16 protein-coding genes are annotated in these 20675 nt (G+C 66.9%); 9 read left to right on the top strand and 7 right to left on the bottom strand.

Going from position 1 to position 20675, the window contains the following annotated elements; translation table 11 throughout:
- Positions 1-52: 52 nt before the first annotated feature.
- Entirely contained in the window at positions 53-706 is a 654-nt protein-coding gene (locus G6N77_RS01680) for a GntR family transcriptional regulator (RefSeq protein WP_165180278.1), read from the bottom strand.
- 130 nt (positions 707-836) lie between these two features.
- On the opposite strand from G6N77_RS01680, the gene G6N77_RS01675 reads away from it, so the two are divergent.
- A complete protein-coding gene (locus tag G6N77_RS01675; protein ID WP_165180277.1) occupies positions 837-1844 on the top strand; it encodes a 1-aminocyclopropane-1-carboxylate deaminase in 1008 nt (335 codons plus the stop codon).
- A 73-nt stretch (positions 1845-1917) separates the two neighbouring features.
- Here the strand turns inward: G6N77_RS01675 and G6N77_RS01670 are convergent, their stop codons facing one another.
- From G6N77_RS01670 to G6N77_RS01660, 3 genes are read right to left on the bottom strand one after another with little or no spacing between them, the layout of a single operon-like run.
- Positions 1918-2877 (bottom strand): sugar-binding transcriptional regulator, encoded by a 960-nt coding sequence (locus tag G6N77_RS01670; RefSeq protein ID WP_165180276.1) that lies wholly within the window; start codon positions 2875-2877, stop codon positions 1918-1920.
- 50 nt (positions 2878-2927) lie between these two features.
- Positions 2928-4136: an ROK family protein gene (locus G6N77_RS01665; RefSeq protein ID WP_205677899.1), complete on the bottom strand. Its 1209-nt coding sequence runs from the start codon at positions 4134-4136 to the stop codon at positions 2928-2930.
- Between the two features lie 14 nt (positions 4137-4150).
- Complete coding sequence (locus G6N77_RS01660; RefSeq protein ID WP_165180274.1) at positions 4151-5428, bottom strand: FAD-binding protein; 1278 nt, start codon at positions 5426-5428, stop codon at positions 4151-4153.
- Positions 5429-5638: 210 nt separating this feature from the next.
- Here G6N77_RS01660 and xylA point away from each other — a divergent pair, with 210 nt between their 5' ends.
- The 6 genes from xylA to G6N77_RS01630 all read left to right on the top strand — a co-directional run bounded on the left by xylA (position 5639) and on the right by G6N77_RS01630 (position 13554).
- A complete protein-coding gene (gene xylA, locus G6N77_RS01655) occupies positions 5639-6829 on the top strand; it encodes a xylose isomerase (protein WP_165180273.1) in 1191 nt (396 codons plus the stop codon).
- Between the two features lie 2 nt (positions 6830-6831).
- A complete protein-coding gene (gene xylB / locus G6N77_RS01650; RefSeq protein ID WP_165180272.1) occupies positions 6832-8355 on the top strand; it encodes a xylulokinase in 1524 nt (507 codons plus the stop codon).
- Positions 8356-8531: 176 nt separating this feature from the next.
- Entirely contained in the window at positions 8532-10439 is a 1908-nt protein-coding gene (locus G6N77_RS01645; protein WP_165180271.1) for an ABC transporter ATP-binding protein, read from the top strand.
- A complete protein-coding gene (locus G6N77_RS01640) occupies positions 10436-12181 on the top strand; it encodes an ABC transporter ATP-binding protein (RefSeq protein ID WP_165180270.1) in 1746 nt (581 codons plus the stop codon). The genes G6N77_RS01645 and G6N77_RS01640 overlap by 4 nt, the downstream gene beginning before the upstream one ends.
- Before the next feature lie 110 nt (positions 12182-12291).
- Positions 12292-12435 carry a hypothetical protein gene (locus G6N77_RS01635; RefSeq protein WP_165180269.1) on the top strand — a complete coding sequence of 48 codons (144 nt, stop codon included), beginning with the start codon at positions 12292-12294 and terminating at the stop codon, positions 12433-12435.
- 84 nt (positions 12436-12519) lie between these two features.
- The gene (locus G6N77_RS01630) at positions 12520-13554 is read left to right on the top strand and encodes an LLM class flavin-dependent oxidoreductase (RefSeq protein WP_165180268.1); all 1035 of its coding nucleotides are present in this window, start codon (positions 12520-12522) and stop codon (positions 13552-13554) included.
- Between the two features lie 69 nt (positions 13555-13623).
- On the opposite strand, the gene G6N77_RS01625 is transcribed toward G6N77_RS01630, so the two are convergent.
- Positions 13624-16815 (bottom strand): type I restriction endonuclease subunit R, encoded by a 3192-nt coding sequence (locus G6N77_RS01625; protein ID WP_165180267.1) that lies wholly within the window; start codon positions 16813-16815, stop codon positions 13624-13626.
- A 270-nt stretch (positions 16816-17085) separates the two neighbouring features.
- Here G6N77_RS01625 and G6N77_RS01620 point away from each other — a divergent pair, with 270 nt between their 5' ends.
- Positions 17086-18249: a Fic family protein gene (locus G6N77_RS01620; protein WP_165180266.1), complete on the top strand. Its 1164-nt coding sequence runs from the start codon at positions 17086-17088 to the stop codon at positions 18247-18249.
- A 26-nt stretch (positions 18250-18275) separates the two neighbouring features.
- Here the strand turns inward: G6N77_RS01620 and G6N77_RS20085 are convergent, their stop codons facing one another.
- Both G6N77_RS20085 and G6N77_RS20080 read right to left on the bottom strand, forming a co-directional pair.
- Positions 18276-18542, bottom strand: a complete 267-nt coding sequence (locus tag G6N77_RS20085; protein ID WP_306987240.1) for a DUF1016 N-terminal domain-containing protein — start codon at positions 18540-18542, stop codon at positions 18276-18278.
- Complete coding sequence (locus G6N77_RS20080; protein WP_276609752.1) at positions 18539-18751, bottom strand: DUF1016 N-terminal domain-containing protein; 213 nt, start codon at positions 18749-18751, stop codon at positions 18539-18541. The genes G6N77_RS20085 and G6N77_RS20080 overlap by 4 nt, the downstream gene beginning before the upstream one ends.
- A 93-nt stretch (positions 18752-18844) precedes the next feature.
- On the opposite strand from G6N77_RS20080, the gene G6N77_RS01610 reads away from it, so the two are divergent.
- Positions 18845-20650 (top strand): plasmid pRiA4b ORF-3 family protein, encoded by a 1806-nt coding sequence (locus G6N77_RS01610; protein WP_165180265.1) that lies wholly within the window; start codon positions 18845-18847, stop codon positions 20648-20650.
- The last annotated feature ends 25 nt before the right edge of the window (positions 20651-20675 follow it).

Raw genomic sequence — 20675 nt, 5'->3', positions numbered from 1 at the left:
GGTGGGGTGCAGCGCGGCGTCGCGTTGCACCCCACCCACGTTGCCCGTCGGCTCAATCTTCGGCTCCGGCACCGAGCGAAAGCCAGTTCTCCCGGGTTGCGAGGGCGGCTGCGTCGGCGTCGCCCATGCCTGCCAGCCGGATGATCTCGGCATGCGCGGTGACGGAATGCCGGGCTGAGCGGGAGCTGAAACGCTGCCGCTCCACCCGGCGCAGCAGGGGCAGCGCCTGCTCCAGGATGTCCGGGATCATTCCATTGCCGCAGGCGTCGAGGAAGACTGCGTGGAAGTCGTCGTCGGCAGCCAAGGCGAGTTCGACGTCGTCGTGCATCAGGGCGTGCTCAAAGCGTGCGTTGGACTCGGTCATGGCGGCCAGCTGCGGACCGCCCAGCTGTGGAACCGCCAGGCGGGCGGCCAGCTCATGCATGGACGCCACCACCTGCTGCGCGTTCACGGTGGACGCCGGGTCCAGGGGCGCCACGATGGTGGCCCGGCCCGGCTTCGCGATGACCAGCCCGGCGCGCTCCAGCCGCAGCAGGGCCTCCCGGATGGGTGTGCGGCTGACGCCCAGCCAGGCCTCCAGCTCAGGATCCCTCAGGCGTTCGCCCGCGGCAAAGGTGCCGTCAACGATGGCGTCTCGGATGGATTCGTAAACGTCGTTGCGCAGCAGCGAACGCTTGTGGATGCCTTGGGGGGCTGGTGTGGGCATGGAACTTATGGTAACCCGGCGCGGGGCCGTGTGGCGCAATGGTTGACAGTGGCGTTTATGGCATGCAATATATTGCATATCGACCTGCGATGTGATCCGCAGCACCCGCCCACCATTGAGGACCGCCACCATGGCAATCACCGACTTTGAGCGTTACCCCCTGACGTTCGGCCCGAGCTCCATCCACGACCTCCCCCGCCTGACCCAACACCTGGGCGGCGCCAAAATCTGGGCCAAGCGCGAGGATTGCAACAGCGGGCTGGCCTTCGGCGGCAACAAGACCCGCAAGCTCGAATACATCGTCCCCGACGCCATCGCCCAGGGCGCCGACACGCTCGTCTCCATTGGCGGGTACCAGTCCAACCACACCCGCCAGGTGGCCGCCGTCGCCGCGAAGCTCGGCATGAAGGCCCGCCTCGTGCAGGAAAACTGGGTCGACTGGCCGGACCCGCTCAGCGACCGCGTGGGCAACATCCAGCTCTCGCGCATCATGGGCGCCGACGTCCGCCTGGACAAGGCCGGCTTCGACATCGGCATCCGCAGCAGCTGGGAACAGGCCATCAAGGAGGTCAAGGACGACGGCGGCAAGCCCTACCCGATCCCGGCCGGCGCCTCCGAACACCACCTTGGCGGGCTGGGCTTCGCCAACTGGGCGTACGAAGTCCAGGCGCAGGAGGAGGAGCTGGGCGTCTTCTTCGACACCATCGTGGTCTGCACCGTCACCGGCTCCACCCACGCCGGCATGATTGCGGGCTTCGCCGGGCAGGACCGCCCCCGACGCGTAATCGGCATCGACGCCTCCGCCACGATCGAGAAAACACGCGCACAGGTTGCCCGGATCGCCCGCCACACCGCTGGGCTGATCGGCCTGGGACGCGAGCTCCGCGACGATGAAATCACCGTCATGGAGGGCTGGGCCGGCGACTTCTACGGCATCCCCGTCCAATCCACACTCGACGCCATCCGCCTCACCGGCTCCCTCGAAGGCATGATCATCGACCCCGTCTACGAGGGCAAGTCCATGGCCGGGTTGATTGACCTGGTCCGCTCCCGGGACATTCCCGCCACCAGCAACGTGCTTTACGCGCACCTCGGCGGACAGCTCGCCCTGAACGCCTACAGCGGACTGTTCCGCTGACTGGCCTCCGCCAGTGCCCGCACGCTGACTGGCCTCCGCCAGTGGCCGCAAACGTAGCTCCGTACCAGCGGGCCTAGCCGAAGGAACGCAGCAGCTCCCTGGCCGTGGACTCATCCGTGACCAGTTCGTTGACGAAGCCGCCGCGGATGGCCGCCGCCAGCGGGACCACCTTGGCCGGGCCGGCCGTGACCATCAGCCGGCGCGGGATTTTCAGCAGGTCCGGCAGGGTGATGCCAATGAGCCTGTCCGTCACCTCGGACTTCACCTCGCGTCCTTCGGCATCGAAGAAGTGGCCGCACAGGTGGGCTGCAGCCCCTGCGGCTTCCAGCTCGGCCAGCGCCCCGGGGGAGACGGGGCTGTAGGTGCCGGTGCCGTCAAAGCGCTGCATGGACCCCACCCCGATCAGGGCCAGGTCGCTCCGCGGCCCCAGCTCCAGTCCATGGGCCACTTCTGGGGATTCCAGGGCCTTCAGGCGGGCCGCCGGGTCTCGGTAGAGGAAGTTGGCCGGGACGGGGATGAAGTTCCCGCCCAGCTGCTGGCAGATGTGTTCACCCACGTGGATGCGCTCGTCGCCCGAGCGGTCCAGCCGGGACGGGCACGCCAGCAGGTCGATCACCGTCAGGCCGGCATGGCGGCCGGGGCTCAGGGACTTGGCCACGGAGGACAGGGTGCGGCTGGCAGCCACCCCGAGCTGCCTCACGCCCTCGAGGTGGGTTTCCAGGTAGCGGGCAGCAACGTAGCCGAGGCGGTTGTTTTTCTCATACAGGGAACGGGGCCGGTCCATGGAAATGACGGCGCTTTCGAGCCCGAACGCCTTCCGCACCGTGGCCTCGAGGGACGGCATCCTGTCAACGGGCGGGCCAATGCGGATCTGCACCACGCCGCGCCGCTTGGCCTCGGCCAGCAGCCGGGAGACCGTGGCCCGGGAGAGGTTCTCGGCGGCGGCGATCTCCAATTGGGTGGCGCCTGACATGTAGTACAGGTGTGCCACCTTCTGCACCAATTGGTCATGGCGCACTGCGGGGTCCGTCACCAAGTGGGCGCCCCTCTCCGTGGTTGCTGCGTGGATGCCTACCCATGATTCTAGGAGATGGCCGGCTGCTCCCCGAAGTAGCCCACGGGATCGGCCAGAAAACCGGCAAAGGCGAGCTCGGCTGCGCCCACCATCATCAGGTCCGTGCCCAGGGAGGCGGGGGAGATGAGCACCTGGGATGCCGGCTCCCGCATGGACTGGGCGCGCACGGCGGATTCCAAGGCGTCCGGTGCCGCCGCATGGAGCGCGGCCAGGAAGCCGTCCAGCACAATGGCCCCCGGGTTGAAAATGTTGACGACGTTTCGCAGGGCGATGGCCAGGAAGCCGATCTGCCGTGCCACCTCGGCCGCCACGGCAGGGTCGGTGCTGGCGCACAGCGCCGGTCCGATGGCGGAAGGATCGTCCGTGGCCAGCTTGAGCAGCTCCACCAGCGGTGCCTGCCGCACCTCCGTCTCCAGGCAGCCCCGGGAACCGCAGTGGCAGGGCAGTCCGTCGCTGCGGACAAAGGTGTGCCCCAGTTCGCCAGCGTAGCCCGACGCCCCGGCCAGCAGGCGGCCCTCGCTGATGATTCCGCCGCCAATTCCGCTGGCCCCGCCGTTGAGGTACACCAAGTTTTTGATCCCGGTCCCCGCGCCAAAGACCATTTCCGCCTCCGCTGCCAGGGAAGCATCGTTGGCGACGAAGGCCGGGTAGCCCGTCAGGCCGGCAAACATGTCCGCCAGCGGTTCGCTGTCCCACCCCAGGTGCGGGGCGTAGCGGACCGTGCCGTCCGCAGACGTCACCAGTCCGGGGACGGCGATGCCCGCCCCAACCACGCGGTAATTGGCCTCCAGTTCGCCGCGCATGCCGTCAATGACGGCAGCGGCAATGTTGACGGCCTCGGCGGCGGTCGGGATGCGCCCGGTGCTGTAGCGGATCTTCTTGATGACCCGCCCGCCGAGCCCCACCAGCCCAATCGTGACGGCGTCGATCTCGGGGTTGACTGCCAGCGCCACCAGGCCCGGGTGCGGGCTGACCTGCGGGCTGGGGCGCCCCACCTGGCTGCCGCCAACCGGCGCCGACTCCACCACCAGCTGCTGGGCCGTGAGGTGGCTGATCAGCACGCTGATGGTGGACCGGTTCAGCCCCGTCAGCCTGGTCAGGCTGGCCCGGCTGAGCTGCCGGTTGTGGTGCACCAGGGTCAGCAGCCGGGACGCGCTGGTGGACCGCGAAGCGTCCGGCCCGGCTGCTTTGGCGTTTGTCGGGATGGAGGGGGCCATGGCCTTATTTTGCCTCATTCGGCGAAAATGCTGCGCTGCAGGAAGGCATTGCGGAACTTGCCGGCCGGGTCCATGCGCAGCGCCAGCGCCTTGAAGTCGGCAAAGCGCGGGTAGAGGGGGGCCAGGGAGGAGGCGCCGGCGTCGAACACCTTGCCCCAGTGGGGGCGTGCGGCGAAGGGGGCCAGCGCCGCCTCAATGACGCGGACCACGGACTCCACCGCCGCCTGGTCCCGGACCCAGGTGAAGTGGAAGGCCACGCTGTCCCGGCCGTAGGCGGTGCTCAGCCAGAGGTCGTCGGCCGCCACGGAGCGGATTTCCGAGACCTGCAGCAGAGGCGTGATGGTGCCGGACAGGGCGCGCAGGGCGTTGATCGCCGGGACGGCATGTTCGCGCGCCACCAGGTATTCAGACTGGATTTCGGCGCCGCTGCTGGGCAAAAAGTCCATCCGGAAGTGCGCCAGCCGGTCCTCCCACGGGCCAACCGCGCCCAGCTGCGTGGTGCAGTTGACGGCCGGTACGCCGGGCACGGGGTGGACCGATTCCCGTGCTGCCTTCCCGCCCAGGTGTGACGCCGGAAATTCCGTTGGGCGGCCATCGCCGGGCCGCTGCTTGAACCAGGCTTGGCCAACGGCGTCCCCGCTCCAGTCGGTGAACAGGCTTACGGAGTAGGCCCGGGACGTGACGGCGCTGTAGTCGGCCAGGACCCCGTCCCAGGGGATGCCGAGGTAAACATGCTGGGCCACTTGGAAGGCCGGCTCAATGGCCAGGGTGACTTCCGTGGCGATGCCCAGGGCGCCCAGCCCCACCACCTGGCCGGCGAAGTCCGGTGTCTCGGCGCGGCTGAGCTGGTGGACATCCCCTGCCGCATCCACCAGGCGCAGCCCCTGGACGGCGGCGGCCAGGTTCGTGTTCGCGTCCCCGGAGCCGTGCGTGGCCGTGGCAATGGCGCCGGCCACGGAGATGTGCGGCAGGGAGGCCAGGTTTGCCAGCGCCCAGCCCTGGGCCGCCAGCTCGACGGCGAGGGACCCGTACGTGCGCCCGGCGTCGACCGTCACGGTGGCGGCGGCAGCGTCAATGGCGGCCTTCCGGGGCATGCGGGCCAGCGAAACCTGCACGCCGTCCGTGTCGGCAATGGCGTTGAACGAGTGCCGGGAGCCCAGCGCCTGCAGGGAATCTGCCCCGGCTGCTACGGCCTGCAACTGCGCTTCCGATTCAGGGAACACAATGGCGTCCGAGCCGTACCGGTAATTGCCGGCCCAGTTGTATTCGGCGGTTTTCTGCTGCGCGGTCATGTCCAGCTTTCTTCACGGATCGGAAGGGAGAAGTGCTATTTGCTGCTCAAAACAACATAACAAGCAATTCGGCCTACCGCTAGGGTGATACGGAGTGTTTCGGTCAAACGTGGCAGGGAAGAAAACTCTTGACAGCAAGGAAATTCCGTATATGTTTGATCACAGAACTTATTTGACAGTGACGCCCGACACCTTCCCTGGAGGATCCCCATGGCCCTTGAGCCCACCCGCGACGACAAATTTTCCTTCGGCCTCTGGACCGTGGGCTGGGAGGCCCAGGACCAGTTCGGCCAGGCCACCCGCCCCAAGCTGGACACCGTGGAGGCCGTGAACAAGCTCAGCGAGCTGGGCGCCTACGGCCTGACATTCCACGACAACGACCTGTTCCCCTTTGACGCCACGGCCGCGGAGCGCCAGCATGAGATTGACCGGCTCAAGGGCGCCCTCGACGCCACCGGCATGGTGGTCCCCATGATCACCACCAACCTGTTCAGCCACCCCGTGTTCAAGGATGGCGGCTTCACCAGCAACGACAGGGGAGTGCGCCGCTTCGCCCTCCGCAAGGTCATCGAAAACCTGGACCTCGCCGCAGAGCTGGGCGCCGAAACATTTGTCATGTGGGGCGGTCGCGAGGGCAGCGAATACGACGCCGCCAAGGACATCCGCGGCGCCCTGGAGCGGTACCGGGAGGCCGTGAACCTGCTGGGCGACTACGTCACGGACAAGGGCTACAACATCCGCTTCGCCATCGAGCCCAAGCCGAACGAACCCCGCGGCGACATCCTCCTGCCCACCCTGGGCCACGCCCTCGCCTTCATCGAGACGCTGGAACGCCCCGAATTGGTGGGCATCAACCCGGAAACGGGCCACGAGCAGATGGCGGGGCTGAACTTCACCCACGGAATTGCCCAGGCGCTCTACCAGGGCAAGTTGTTCCACATCGACCTCAACGGCCAGCGCTCCATCAAGTTTGACCAGGACCTGGTGTTTGGCCACGGCGACCTGCAAAACGCGTTCTCCCTGGTGGACCTGCTGGAATTCGGCGGCCCCAACGGCGGCCCCTCCTACACCGGTCCCCGCCACTTCGACTACAAGCCCTCCCGCACCGAGGACATCAACGGCGTCTGGGACTCGGCCGCCGCCAACATGCGCACCTACCTGCTGCTCAAGGAGCGCGCCGCGGCGTTCCGCGCCGACCCCGAGGTCCAGGCCGCACTCGCCGCCTCCCGCGTTGCGGAAATCAACCAGCCCACCCTGAACGCCGGGGAAGGCTGGGAGGCGTTCCGTGCCGACACGTCCGCTTATGAGGACTTCGACGCCGACTCCTACTTCGGCGGAAAGGGCTTCGGCTTCGTCAAGCTCCAGCAGCTGTTCATCGAGCACCTCCTCGGCGCGCGCTAACCATGGTGCTCGTTGCCGGCGTCGACTCCTCGACCCAAAGCTGCAAGGTCACCATTGTCGACGCCGGCACGGGCCGCACCGTGCGCACAGGCAAGGCCGCCCACCCGGACGGGACGGAGGTAAACCCGTCGCACTGGTGGTCCGCGCTTCTTGAGGCAGCTGACGACGCCGGTGGGCTGGGTGATGTGGCCGCCGTCGCCATTGCCGGCCAACAGCACGGCCTGGTGCTGCTGGATTCCGGCGGGCGGGTGCTGCGGGACGCCCTGCTGTGGAACGACACCCGTTCCGCGGAGGCGGCCGGCGCCCTCGTGGCCGAACTGGGGCCGGTGGCCCTGGCCCGCCGCTGCGGGTCCGTGCCGGTGGCCTCCTTCACCATCACCAAGTTGCGCTGGGTGCGGGAGAACGAACCGGACATTGCCGCCCGGGTGGCCGCCGTGGCGCTCCCGCACGACTGGCTCACGTGGCGGCTGCGCGGCTTTGGCCCGGCCGGCGAAAGCCCGCTGGGGCCTGAGCTCGAAGAGCTCTCGACGGACCGGTCAGACGCCAGCGGCACCGGCTACTGGCAGCCCGCCGGCGGCAGCTATGACCTGGAACTGTTTGAGGTAGCGCTGGGCCGCCCGGCGCGGGAAGCCGGCCGAACACCGGGCGGCCAGGCAGCGGAAACTGTCATTTTGCCCAGAGTCGCCGCCCCGTCGGAGACCGTGGGGACGGTGGCGGCCGGGCTGCTGGACGGGGTGCCCGCCAACGCCGTAAAAATCGGTGCAGGCGCCGGGGACAACGCCGCCGGTGCGCTGGGGCTCGGCGCCGTCCGGGGAGACGTGGTGGTCTCGATCGGCACCAGCGGCACCGTATTCGCCGTCTCCGACACGCCCCCCAACGACCCCTCGGGCACGGTGGCGGGTTTTGCCGACGCGGCCGGCGCGTTCCTGCCCATCGCCGTCACCCTCAACGCCGCACGCGTGCTCAGCACCACTGCGGCACTGCTCGGCGTTGATTTCGGCGGGCTCGCGGAGCTGGCGATGGCAGCGCAACCCGGCAGTGCCGGCGTCGTGCTGGTGCCTTGGTTTGAGGGGGAACGGACGCCCAACCTGCCGCACGCACAAGCCAGCCTGCACGGACTGAGCATCGCCTCCACCACCCGTGAAAACCTGGCGCGGGCGGCCATCGAGGGCATGCTGTGCGGACTCGCGGACGGGCTCGACGCAGTTGCCGCCACCGGGGTGTCCGCCCAGAGGGTGCTGCTGATTGGCGGGGCCGCGCAAAATCCGGCCGTCCAGGCGGTGGCGGCGCAGGTGTTCGGCGTGCCGGTGGCCGTGCCGCAGCCCGGCGAGTACGTGGCGCGCGGGGCCGCCGCGCAGGCCGCCTGGCTGCTGTCGGGGGAGCGGCCGCAGTGGCCGCTGGCATTCGCCGGCGAGCCGGTGCAGGACGGCCGCCCGGAGGTTCGCCGGCAATACGGGGAGTACCGTCGGCAGGCGGCAGGCGCAGCAAATAATGCGGCCCCGGGAGGTGCGCTGCCGCGGGGCTGAGGCCGGCTTGCACGGAATTGGGAAAATGACTGGAGTAACGGCGCCGGTGTGGGTTAGTGTTGGTAATTGTGAGTTAGATAACGCAGCCCCCGATGACCGCTGATCGCACCGCCCCTGTGGCGTGCTTGATCGCGTCTGTTCCGCCTGCCAATCCACCATTTTGTTAGAAGGCACTTGTGCGTTCATTTCCCTATTCCGGCTCCGGCTCCGTTGACCTCCGCTCCCCGGCCCGCTACCTGTGGTGGCTGGCCCGGGAGGAACGCGGCACGCTGGCGGCCGGCGTGCTGTACGGCTCGGTGTGGACTGCCTGCCAGGCCCTGACGCCCTATGTGCTGGGGAAGGCCGTGGACCAGGGGATCGTGGCGGGCAACTTCTCGCGACTCACCTATTGGGTGGTGCTGCTGGTGGGCCTCACGCTCATCCAGTCCGTGTCCGCCACGCTGCGCCACCGCACGGCCGTGAGCTGCTGGATGCAGGCCGCCTTCCGTTCCGCGCAGCTGGTGGGGCACAAGGTGACCCGCAGCGGCGACGCCCTGCCGCAAAAGTTTTCCACCGGGGAGGTGGTGTCCACGGCGGCCTCGGACGCCATGCGCATCGGCGAAATTTACGACGTCGCAGCCCGGCTGGCCGGCTCCGTCATCGGCTACCTGCTGGTGACGGTGCTGGTCTTCCAGTCGTCATGGCAGCTGGGCCTGGTGGTGCTGCTGGGCGTGCCGTTCTGCGGCGCCATGCTGCTGTTTGTGATCCGCCCGCTGCAGAGACGGCAGAAGGAACAGCGCGAGGCCGCCGGGAAAATGACGGCCCTGGGGGCGGACACCGTGGCCGGGCTGCGGGTGCTGCGCGGCATCGGCGGGGAGCACATCTTCGTGGAGCGCTACCGCGAGCGGTCCCGCGAAACGCAGCTTGCCGGCAACAAGGTGGCGTACTCGCTGGCCGATCTTGACGCCGCCCAGGTGCTGGTGGTGGGCGTGTTCAGCGTGGCGTTCACCTGGATTGGTGCGCTGCAGGCGCTGTCCGGCCAGATTGAAACCGGGCAGCTGGTGGCCCTGTACGGGTACGCCGTTTTCCTCGTTTCGCCCATCCGCACCGCCGCCGACGCAGTGTCCCGCTTCATCCGCGCCCATGTGGGCGCCCGGCGCATCATTGACGTGCTGTCCACCCCGTCCGCCGTGCACGACGGCGGCACCACAGTCCCGGCGCCGGCGGCAGCCAGCGCTTTGGTGGACACGGCAACGGGCGCGGTCATCCAGCCCGGCCGGCTCACGGCCGTGGTCTCCTCCGACCCCGACGATTCGGCCGGGCTGGCCCGGCGGCTGGGGCGCTTTGAGGACGCAGTGCCGCGCGAAGCCACGGTGCGGTGGGGGTCCGCCGTGCTGCACCACGTTCCGCTTGCGGACGTGCGCTCGCGCATCGTGGTCTCCGACGCGGACCCGCAGCTGTTCACCGGCACCCTCCGGGAGGAGCTGGATCCCGCCGGGCGCCACAGCGACACGGAGATCATGGCGGCCATCGAGGTGGCCAGTGCCGACGACGTCTTTGACGGCCTGGAACACGGGCTTGATGACGAGGTCACGGAGAAGGGCCGCGGTTTTTCCGGCGGCCAGCGCCAGCGCCTGGCACTGGCCCGCGCCGTGCTGACCGAGGCGGAGGTGCTGGTGCTCATTGAGCCCACCAGCGCCGTGGACGCGCACACCGAATCCCGCATTGCCGCAGCCCTCCGCGCTTCCCGGGGCGCCGGGGCCAACACCACCGTGGTGGTCACCGCCAGCCCCCTGATGCTCGGCGCCATGGACACCATCCTGTTCCTGGAGGGCGGCGAACTGCGCGCCCAGGGCACCCACCGCGAACTGCTTGACACCGTCCCGGCGTACCGCGGCACGGTGATCCGAGGGCAGGGCATGGACGGGCACGGCGGCTCCGGCCCCCTGCACGACGGCTCCGGCCCCCTGCACGACGGCGGCCCCCTGCACGGCGGCTCCGGCCCCATGCACGACGGCGAAACACTGGGCACCGCCTCAACCCTGGCAACAGATTCAACCTTGGCAACAGAGCCAACCCTGACAACAGAAGGGCAGCGCCCATGACTGGCAACCTGCTTCCCGTGGCCGGGTCCGCCCAGGTGCGGGCCGAGGGCCTGCGGCTGATGCGCCAACACCGCAAGCCGCTCTTCCAGGTGGTGGGCCTTTACGTGGTGGCCGCCGTCGCCGGCCTGGCCGGTCCGTTCCTGCTGGGCCGCCTGGTGGACGCCATCACCCACGGAACCACGGCCGGTTTTGTGGCTGCCGTGGCGCTGGGGCTGGCCGGCTTTGTCCTGGTCCAAACCCTGCTGGCCCGCTGGGCCCGGCGCACGGGCATGGTCCTGGGCGAGAAGGTCTTTGCCCAGCTGCGCGAGGAATTCATGGAGCAGGTGACCAGCCTGCCGCTGTCCACGGTGGAAAAGGCCGGCACTGGCGACCTGGTCACCCGCACCACCAACGACGTCGACTCCGTGTCCCATACCGTCCGCTTCGGCGTGCCCCAGGTGCTGGTGTCCGTGGCCACCATCCTGCTGACCGTTGCGGCGGCCGTGTTCACCAGCCCCGTGCTGGCCCTGGCGCTCCTGGTGGGGGCGCCGCTGCTGGTGCCGGTAACCCGCTGGTACCTCAAGCGCGCCACGCCCGGCTACCTCGCCGAGCGGGAAAGCTACGCGGTGCTCAACGGCGCCATCACCGAAACCATTGAGGGTGCCCGCACGGTTGACGCGCTCAGCCTGGGGCCGCTGCGGCGCACGCGCATTGACTCGGCGCTATGCGGCTGCTTTGAGCGCGAGAGGTACACGCTGGGCCTGCGCAGCGTCTTGTTCCCCGTGGCGGAGCTGTCCTTCTGGCTGCCCGTCGCCGCCGTGCTGCTGTGGGGCGGCTGGCTGGCCGCGGGCGGGGCGGTGACCCCGGGCATGGTGGCCACGGTGGCGCTTTATGCCATGCAGCTGATTGACCCGGTGGACACGCTGATCATGTGGATTGACGAAATCCAGGTGGGGGCGTCCTCGCTGGCCCGCATTGTCGGCATCCGTGACGTTCCCGGTGACCGCACCGCCACGGATGCCGTCCCTGCGGACGACTCATTGGTGGTGGACAAGGTCCGCTACGCCTACCGAGAGGGCCACGACGTGCTGCACGGCGTTGACCTGTCGCTGCGGCCGGGCGAGCGGCTGGCCATGGTGGGTCCGTCCGGCGCGGGCAAGTCCACGCTGGGCCGCCTGATTGCCGGGATCCACCCGCCCACGGGCGGTTCGGTCACCGTGGGCGGGGTGCCCCTGGTGGACCGTCCGCTGGACGAACTCCACGGCGAAGTGGCGCTCGTGACCCAGGAGCACCACGTCTTCGTGGGCACCCTGGCGGACAACCTCCGCCTGGGCAAGTCCGGCGCAACTGACGCCGAACTGGAAACTGCCCTGGCCGACGTCGGCTCCCTGGCCTGGGTGCGCGCCCTCCCCAACGGGCTGGCCACCGAGGTGGGGTCCGGCGCCCACACGCTCACGCCCGGGCAGGCGCAGGAGCTGGCGCTGGCCCGGCTGGTGCTGGCCGACCCCCACACGCTGGTCCTGGACGAGGCCACCTCGCTCATTGACCCTGCTGCCGCCCGCGAGCTGGAGTTTTCGCTCAGCGCCGTGCTGACGGGGCGCACGGTGGTGGCCATTGCGCACCGGCTGCACACGGCCCACGACGCCGACAGGGTGGCCGTGGTCGAAAAGGGCAGGATCACCGAGCTCGGCTCCCACGATGAACTGCTGGCGCAGGACGGGGCCTATGCGGCGCTGTGGAATTCGTGGCGGTCCGACGAATAACCCACCCGTGGTGCCGTGCGGAAAATGGGCGTAACGTTCAAACAGGGGACGATTTGGACCGCACGGCCCGAACCAACACTGTTTTTTATTTGCAGAGGAGCGTTCGTTCAATGCCTGACAAACAGCCACACCACCACGACCACAAGAAGATGGACAAGGGTCACGCCATCAAGGCCAAGCGGGCCGAGAAGAAGGCCCGGGGATCGGCGGACGAGTCCGCGGATCCCGTCTCACACATCATCAAGAAGCACTGATCACCTTAGGATCACCAGCACCAGCCCGGCCGGGTCCATGCAAATGCATGGAATAGCCCAGTGCCGGGCCGTGTTGTGCCAAACATGAAACGCATAGGCTTTCTTTCCTTCGGGCACTACGGCACCGGCCGCGGCTCGCAAACCAACAGTGCCGCCGATTCGCTGCTGCAGGCCATTGACCTGGCCGTTGCCGCCGAGGAGATCGGCATTGACGGCGCGTTCTTCCGCGTCCACCACTTTGCCCGCCAGCAGGCCTCGCCGTTTCCGCTCATGGCCGCCATTGCTGCGCGCACCAGCCGGATTGAAATTGGCACCGGCGTCATCGACATGCGTTATGAAAATCCCCTGTACATGGCCGAACAGGCCGCGGCCACGGACCTGATCAGCGGTGGCAGGCTGCAGCTGGGCGTCAGCCGCGGCTCACCCGAGCCGGCTGCCAACGGCGCGGCGGACTTTGGCTATTTCCCGGACGACGGCGAGAGCACGGCGGACATGGCCCGGCGGCACACCGCCCGGTTCCGTCAGGCCATTTCGGGTACCGGCGTGGCGGAGCCGGGGGAGCACGCCTACATGGGTGGGGAGCGGCTGCTGCGGATTGAGCCGCAGTCGCCCGGGCTGTCCCGGCGCATTTGGTGGGGAGCTGGCTCCCGCGCCACGGCCGTCTGGGCGGCGCAGCAGGGCATGAACCTCATGAGCTCCACGCTGCTGACGGAGGACACGGGTGTGCCGTTTGACCAGCTCCAGGCCGAGCAGATCCAGCTGTTCCGCGACGAATGGGCTGCGCAGGGCCATGACTTCACGCCGCGCGTCTCCGTCAGCCGCAGCGTGATCCCGGTGGTGGACGATGTCGACAGGATGTACTTTGGGCTGCGCTCGCAGGCGGAGAACAAGGACCAGGTGGGCATGATAGACGGCCTGCTGTCGCGCTTTGGCAAGAGCTACATGGGGGATCCGGAAGACATTGCCCGGGACCTGGCCGCGGATGCCGCGGTCCAGGCTGCGGACACGCTCATGCTGACCGTCCCGAACCAGCTGGGTGTGGACTACAACGCCAAGATGCTCGGGAACATCGCCAAGTACATCGCCCCGGCCATCGGGTGGACGCCGAACGCTGGTTGAGCGCGGTGGTCGAGCAGCGAGCTCTGCGAGCGCGTCGAGACCAGGCGCGTCGAGCCCGAGGAACCCCCGTCAGCCCCGCGCCTCGGCGAACCGCGGCGCCATGGATTCCATCTGCTCCATGACCAGCTTGATGGCCTCGGGCTGCTTGTCCGGCGGGTAGCCGTTGCGGACCAGCAGCCGCTTGATGGAGGATCGCAGCTTGGCCCGGACGTCGTCGCGGACGGTCCAGTCGGTGCGGATGTCGCGGCGCATCACGACCACCAACTGGCGGGCGATCTCCGCCAAGACCCCCGTCCCCATGACGTCGACGGCGGATTCATTGTCGGAGACGGCGTCGTAGTAGGCCAGTTCATCCTGGTCCAGGGGCGGGCTGAAGGACTTGCCCCGGTCACTTTCCTTGGATATTTCCTTCGCCATTTCCACCAGCTCCGCAATGACTTCGGCAGAGGTGAGCTGCTGGTTTGTGTACTTGCGCATCAGCTCGGTGATGCGTTCGGAGAAGGCCCGCTGGCGCACAATGTTGTTCCGCGTGGTGGCCACGGATTCCTCGGACACCAGCTTCCGCAAGGCTTCGATGGCCAGTTGCGGGTTCCGGGCGGACTTCGTCTTGGCAATGAACTCGGGCGTGAGGTCGTCCAGCGACGGCTTGGGCATCCCGGCGGCCGAGTAGATGTCCAGCACCTCGCCGGACGAGGTCGCCCCGGCGATCAAGTCGCCCAGCAGCCGCTGGATGTCCTCGGGTATTGGCTGGCCCGAAGCCTGACGGTCGGCGGCATCGAACTTGGCCATGTAGACGCGGATTTCCTCGTACATTTGCACCTCCGGCCGCAACCCGGCGAGTGCGGTGGAGCCGGAGCACAGCGCCCAGGCCCGTGACAGCTGCCCGCTGTAGCGGCGGTACTTGGAGGCCAGGGTTTCCTCGCCGTCCTGCGGTGCGTTTCCCGGTGTTGACGGGGACCGCAGGTAGGAGGTGGCCCCGGTTGCGGCATTGACCCATGCCTTGGGTCCGCCCTTGTTTAACTGCGCTTTCCAGTCATAACCGGACAGCAGCTGCCCCAGCGTCCCCAGCAGCGTCACCGTCATCGCAATGGCTTCGTCAACATTGCGGCCCACCGGCTTGTTGGCCTGGTCGGACTGCGTGTATTCGCCCAGCGCCTTGGCCAGGTTGTCGGCCAGCGGTGCGTAGGCCACCAGCAGCCCGTCCTCCTTGCCCCGGAAGGTCCGGTTCACCCGAGCCAGGGTCTGCATCAGCAGGGCGCCCTTGAGAGGCCGGTCCAGGTAGAGGGTGTGCAGCGGCGGGGCGTCGAAGCCGGTGAGCATCATGTCCTTGACGATCACCAGTTCCAGCTCGTCGTCGGGGTTCTTGAGCCGGGCCTTGATGGCGGCGTTTTGCGAGTCGCGCCGTACGTGCTTCGACACCGGGGGCACATCGCTGGCGTCGCCGGAGTAGACCACCTTGATCTTGCCGCCGTCGAGCTCGCCGGAGTGCCAGTCCGGGCGCAGCTCCACGATCGCCGTGTACAGGTTCGCGCAAATCTCCCGGGTGCCGCCCACGATCATGGCCTTGCCCGGCCCCTCAATGAATTTGTACATCGCGGCCCGCCGGCCCTCCCAGTGCCCCACCAGGTCCGCGGCCAGCGCGGCGATGCGCTGCGGCGCGCCATACACGGCATTGACGACGGCGACGCTCGCCTCGATGCGCGCCCGCTCGGTCAGGTCCAGGCCCACGGTGGCGTCGTCCGCGGCCGCATCCAGCTGCTCCTCGGTGACCGAGCCGGCCAGCCCCACCTTGATCAGGCGCGGCTCGAAATAGACGGGCACGGTGGCGCCGTCGTCCACGGCCCGGGTGAGGTCGTAGATGTCGATGTAGTCGCCAAAGACGTCGCGGGTGTTGCGGTCCTCGAAGGAGATCGGCGTGCCTGTGAACGCGATGAGGGTGGCGTGCGGCAGGGCGTCGCGCAGGTGCCGGGCGTAGCCGTCCAGGTCGTCGTAGTGGCTGCGGTGCGCCTCGTCCACCACCACGATGATGTTCCGCCGGTCGCTCAGCAGCGGGTGGTCGGTGCCCGCCTCCTTTTCGGCCTGGCTGCGGCCAAACTTTTGCAGCGTGGTGAAGTAGATGCCGCCGGTGGTGCGGTTGCCCAGCTCCTCGCGGAGCTCGGAGCGGCGGCGGATCTGGCGGGGCGCCTCCGGCAGCAGCTGGCTCTGCGCGAACGTCTCGTACAGCTGCCCGTCCAGCTCGTTGCGGTCGGTGATGACCACCACCGTCGGGTTTTTCAGCCGGGGGTGGCGGATCACGCGGTTGGTGTACAGCTCCATTTCCATGGACTTGCCGGATCCCTGGGTGTGCCAGACGACGCCGGCCTTCCCGTTCGATTCCACCGCCTGGACCGTGTTTCCCACGGCCTTGGTGACGGCGAAGTACTGGTGCGGCTTGGCGATGCGCTTGCTCAGCCCGTCCGCGTTTTCGTCGAAGGCGGTGAAGTCGTTGAGCAGTTGCAGGAAGCGGTCCTGGTTGTAGAGGCCCTGCAGGGCTGTTTCCATGCCGGTGACGGCTTCCCCGTCCAGGGTGAATCCCGGCGGGACGGGGACGCCGTCGTCGTCCACGTTCCAGGGGGAGAAGTGGTTGAACGGGGTGAAGGGGGTGCCGTATTTGGCTTGGATACCGTCGCTGGCCAGGGTGAAGACGCAGAAGCGGAAGGCCATGGGGAACTCACGCAGGTACGTCTGCAGCTGTGCGTGGGCGGCGGCGAGGTCGGCGTTGGCGCTGCCGGCCTTCTTCAGTTCCACGATGCTGACCGGCATGCCGTTGCAGTAGAGGACCAGGTCGAAGCGGCGCTTGTAGTCCCCGGCCACCAGCGTGACCTGGTTGACGGCGAGCCAGTCGTTGCGGTCCGGGTCGGCGCTGAGCAGGTGGACGGTGGCGTTGACGTCGGTGCCGTCGCTGTCGATGTAGCTGAGGCGGTACCCGTGGACCAGGTACGCGTGGATGCGCTGGTTTTCGGTGATGGCGTCGTTGGATTTGGGGGAGGTGATTTCGGCCAGGGCCTGCTTGAGGTACTGCAGGGGGACCGTGGGGTTGAGCTTCTGCAGGGCGGCGAGAATGCGGGGACGGATCAGCAACTCAGACCATGATTCGCGCTCATCCCGGCCCGGGGCGACCGCCTCGCCGCGCATGGGCTGCCAGCCCAGCGGCTCGGCCAGCTGTTCGAGGGCAAGGCCCTCCCAGTCGGCTTCCGAAAAGCCGGTGCCTGCCACTGCCATGTTTGTTCTCCCCACGTGAGTCTGGACCTGATGTTGACGGTACCAGCAGAGCGTGCAGCCGGTGCCGTTGTGGGCCGGTAGGAGGGGTTATCAGCAGCTTGGATGGCCACCCTAAACTCTAGAGATGCAGTTCCAGTTGGGAAGCCTCTAAGTTCTTGGCGCGCCAGGAACTTAATTGTCAGAGATTCACATAGTCCAATAATCGTTGAATACAAAGGGAAGTTTCGGTATTTTACTAAGTTGTTCAGGTTGTGATGCTAAGGTTTTGGCATGCAGAGCATTGAATTTCCGGACTTCTCCTTCAGCTCTCCGTTGGCTGGAACAATCATCGATCTGGAACGGATGCGCGGAGATCTTGGGGGCGGAACCACCCATCCAGCCGTGTTTCTACAGCTGAAGTCGCTGTTTCAACTGATGGCGAGCATCATGAGCGCGCGCATTGAAGGGAACAGGACATCCATCGTCGATGCTGTCGAGGGAGCCGCAACATACACGGGCATGGGCGACTCAACGGCGGCTGAAGGGGTAAAGGAAATTGTCCAGCTTCAGGAGGCGGCCGCCCTTATTGACCAAGTCGTTGAGCCCGGCAGTCCAATCACGCACGGCCTAGTCAGGGAACTTCACAAGATTGCAGTCTTGGGACTGAAACGAGAAGGCGACCGGACGCCGGGAGCATATCGGACCACTGACGTCACAATCGGCGGATCAGCCCATACTCCTCCGTCGCCGGTTGCGGTGCAGGGCGACATGAGTGAGCTGCTTGATTTTGTGAATCGACCGGTTGAGCGGAGCTATGACCTGCTCAAAGTGGCCATTGCTCATCACCGATTTGTCTGGATACACCCTTTTGGTAATGGAAATGGGCGGGTATGCAGGCTCTTTACATACGCGATCATGGTGTCCCAAGGCTTCACCGACACCACAAAGTATCGGGCGGTCAACCCGACAACTGTCTTCGGTGCGGACCGGTCCTTGTACTATCGAATGCTTGAAGACGCCGATTCCCTGAAGCCGGATGCCATTATCAGGTGGTGCCAATACCTTCTGGAAGGCATGCTCAATGATCTGCAGAAACTGAACAGACTCAGCGATGGGTCGTTTGTCCTGGACCGCCTACTTCGACCGGCCATCAAGCGTGGCGTGGACGCCGGTGCATATTCGATACGCGACGCCAGTGCTCTTGACATAGTGGCAAGGTTGACTGAAGTCAGGGCATCAGATCTAGAATCGGCCATTCCCGGGTCGATACCGGTACGCAGCCAGCACATCCGCAGGCTTGTCGATAAGAGGTTGATCCAACCGGTGGCTGAGGGAAAGCGAAGCTACCGGCTTGTCATGGCACCCGGGCCGCTCACGCCGTTCATCATCCGGCAGCTGGACGAGCTGGGTTTCCTCCCGAGCATTCTCCAGGATAACTTCGGAGGCATTCCCTAAAGGCTTGCTTGCGCTCTCGCCAGCAGTCACCCGCCGCGCAGTTCCGCCTCCAAGAGTTCGATGCTCGGCAGGCTGGATTTGAACTCCTCCGGCAGGAGAACGGCCTTGAAATTGCTGATGGCCTGTCCGGAACATTCGTGCAGCCGGATTTCGATTTGATGGACCAGCACGTTGCGGGACCAGCCATGTTCGACGACGGCCGCTGCGTACCAGAGGCGGGTATCGGGATCGCTGAGCTTCTGCATAAGCGCAATGTGGTGGTACCACGGCAATTGTGAAAGCTGCGCTTTCACAATTGCCGCAATGTCCCACTTTGGGGCGAACGAGCTTCTCCAACAACATGACGTTGTATCCTCATGGCAAAGTTGCAACAGCCTTTTGCAACTTCTTGAAGATCGGGCCAGGCCTCGGCAAACGACTTCATATAACGTAGGTATCGCGATGAGTATCCGCGTGCCTCAGGAAACTTTTCCTTAAGATCGGCAGCAAGCCGCAAGACCATCTTGGCACCCCAGCCCTCAGCAGCCATTTCCCGAACCAGAAGTTCCTTGCCCGCCGCCAGCCGGCCACCTGCCCCATGTGAAAGCATGGTGGGATGGCCAAGAAAACGACCCGCCCCAAATCAAAAACCGCCCACCGCAACGTGACGTCGGTCGGCGAACTGCGCGCATCCCGCGCCGTGGACGCCATCACGCCGGCGTTTGTTGATTGGTGCCGGGAGGCGGAGAACGTTCCTGCCGAAGACGCGCTGGTGTTGCTGGGTCCCGTCAAGCGTCTTGTTGCCGCCTATTTCCACGCATCGCCCGCAGCGGCGGCCACCAATTTTGAACCGGCCCCGTTCGGGCTCGCCATGGAGGCGGTCCTGTCCGAGCCCGACGACGAAGAAGACTGGGCCGGCTTCGCCTTCCACGCCGTTCACGTGTATCTGGAATTCCTCAGCGCAACGGACGCCTGGACCGGGACGGATGAGGACTTCGAGGCCGTGGATGACCTGTTTCACATGAAGGAGGAAAGGGTGCTGCCGCAAGTCACTCTCCCGATCCTGACGGAGCAGGAGGAACTGGCCGGCCTCGAAGGGACCGTGCTGGCCCAGAGGATGGAAGCGCTGCTGACGTGGATCGGCTCGGGCAAGGATGTCACGTCCACGGGTGCACTGCGCCTGAAGGACATCGAGGCGGCCGCAGCCGCCGTCGGGGTGGCGGCCAGGGGTGCCAAAGCCAACGCCAAGCGCGAGCAGCTGCCGTTCTTCAGCCTTGAACACGCACCGCCGGGCCATGTCCGCACGGTCAAGTCCATGCGGGAGCTCCCGCTGCTGGACAAGTTCTGGGTGGCCCTGGATGCAAGCGGGCTCGTCGATATCGGCTCCACCAAGGTCTGGCCCACCCCGCTCGCCGAGGAATTCCTGGTGCCCGGCCACCCCGGTCGTCTAGCCGTGCTGCGCGATTTCACCACCAAGTTCCTGGCCGTCGCCATCGTGGGCGAGGTGGAATGGGCACCGTGGGTTCCGGAGGCGGCCATGGCGCAGGCCTCGGTCCTCTTTGCGGCGTGTGCCAACGCGCCGGTTCCGGCCGCGGCCCTGTTTGACCCGGACAATCTGGAGGCCCTGGACGTCAATGAGTTCGGTGCCAGGCTCCTGCAGGAGCGGATGGCCGAGCTGGCCGAGCTGGGCCTGGTCACCATGGAAGGAATCATTGCCGTGCCGCCCGCCGTGGCGCCGTCGATTCTCGCCGTCGTGCATGCCGGTTTCCCTAACGACGACTCCTGGCCTGCGGAGCAGGCGCCCGAGCCGAAGATCGCCAAGCGCAAGCGGCGGAAATCCGGTGCCCCTGCCCGGCTGTTGCAGCTGAAGGTCATGCTCAAGGGGTCCAAGCCGCCCATCTGGCGCCGCCTGGTGCTGCGTTCCGACCTCACGCTGGACCAGATGCACCAGGTCCTGCAGCTGTCATTCGGGTGGATGGATTCGCACCTCCACGAATTCCAGGTGGGCGGCTACGGCGGGACGGCGTATGGGCCGGTGGGGCCCGAGTTCGACTTCGGCGACCCGATGCCCATCGACGAGTCGGCCGTGAAGATTGGCGAGCTGCTCTCGGCCGAGAAGGACGCCATCACCTACGTCTATGACTTTGGCGACGACTGGCAGCACACGGTCACCTTGGAGAAGGTCCTTCCGTACGACGGCGGTGTCCCCGCCGTCCGCTGTACCGGCGGCCGGGGTGCCGGGCCGGCCGAGGACAGCGGCGGCGTGTGGGGTTGGGAGTCCATGGTGGAAGCGGTCAACGATCCCAGCCATGAGCAGCATGACGAATACCGGGACTGGCTGGGCCTGGCCGCCGGGGAATTGCTGGATCCCAAGGCCTTTGACCCAGGTGAGGTGAACGTTAGGCTGCTCGCTTCGTTCTGACTGAAGTTGAGAACCCCTCCTTTCG

This window comes from Arthrobacter silviterrae (genome assembly GCF_011045165.1).
Classification (GTDB): Bacteria; Actinomycetota; Actinomycetes; order Actinomycetales; family Micrococcaceae; genus Specibacter; species Specibacter silviterrae.
Note: the sequence above shows the minus strand (reverse complement) of the source record. Positions and strands in the feature narration are given on the sequence as shown.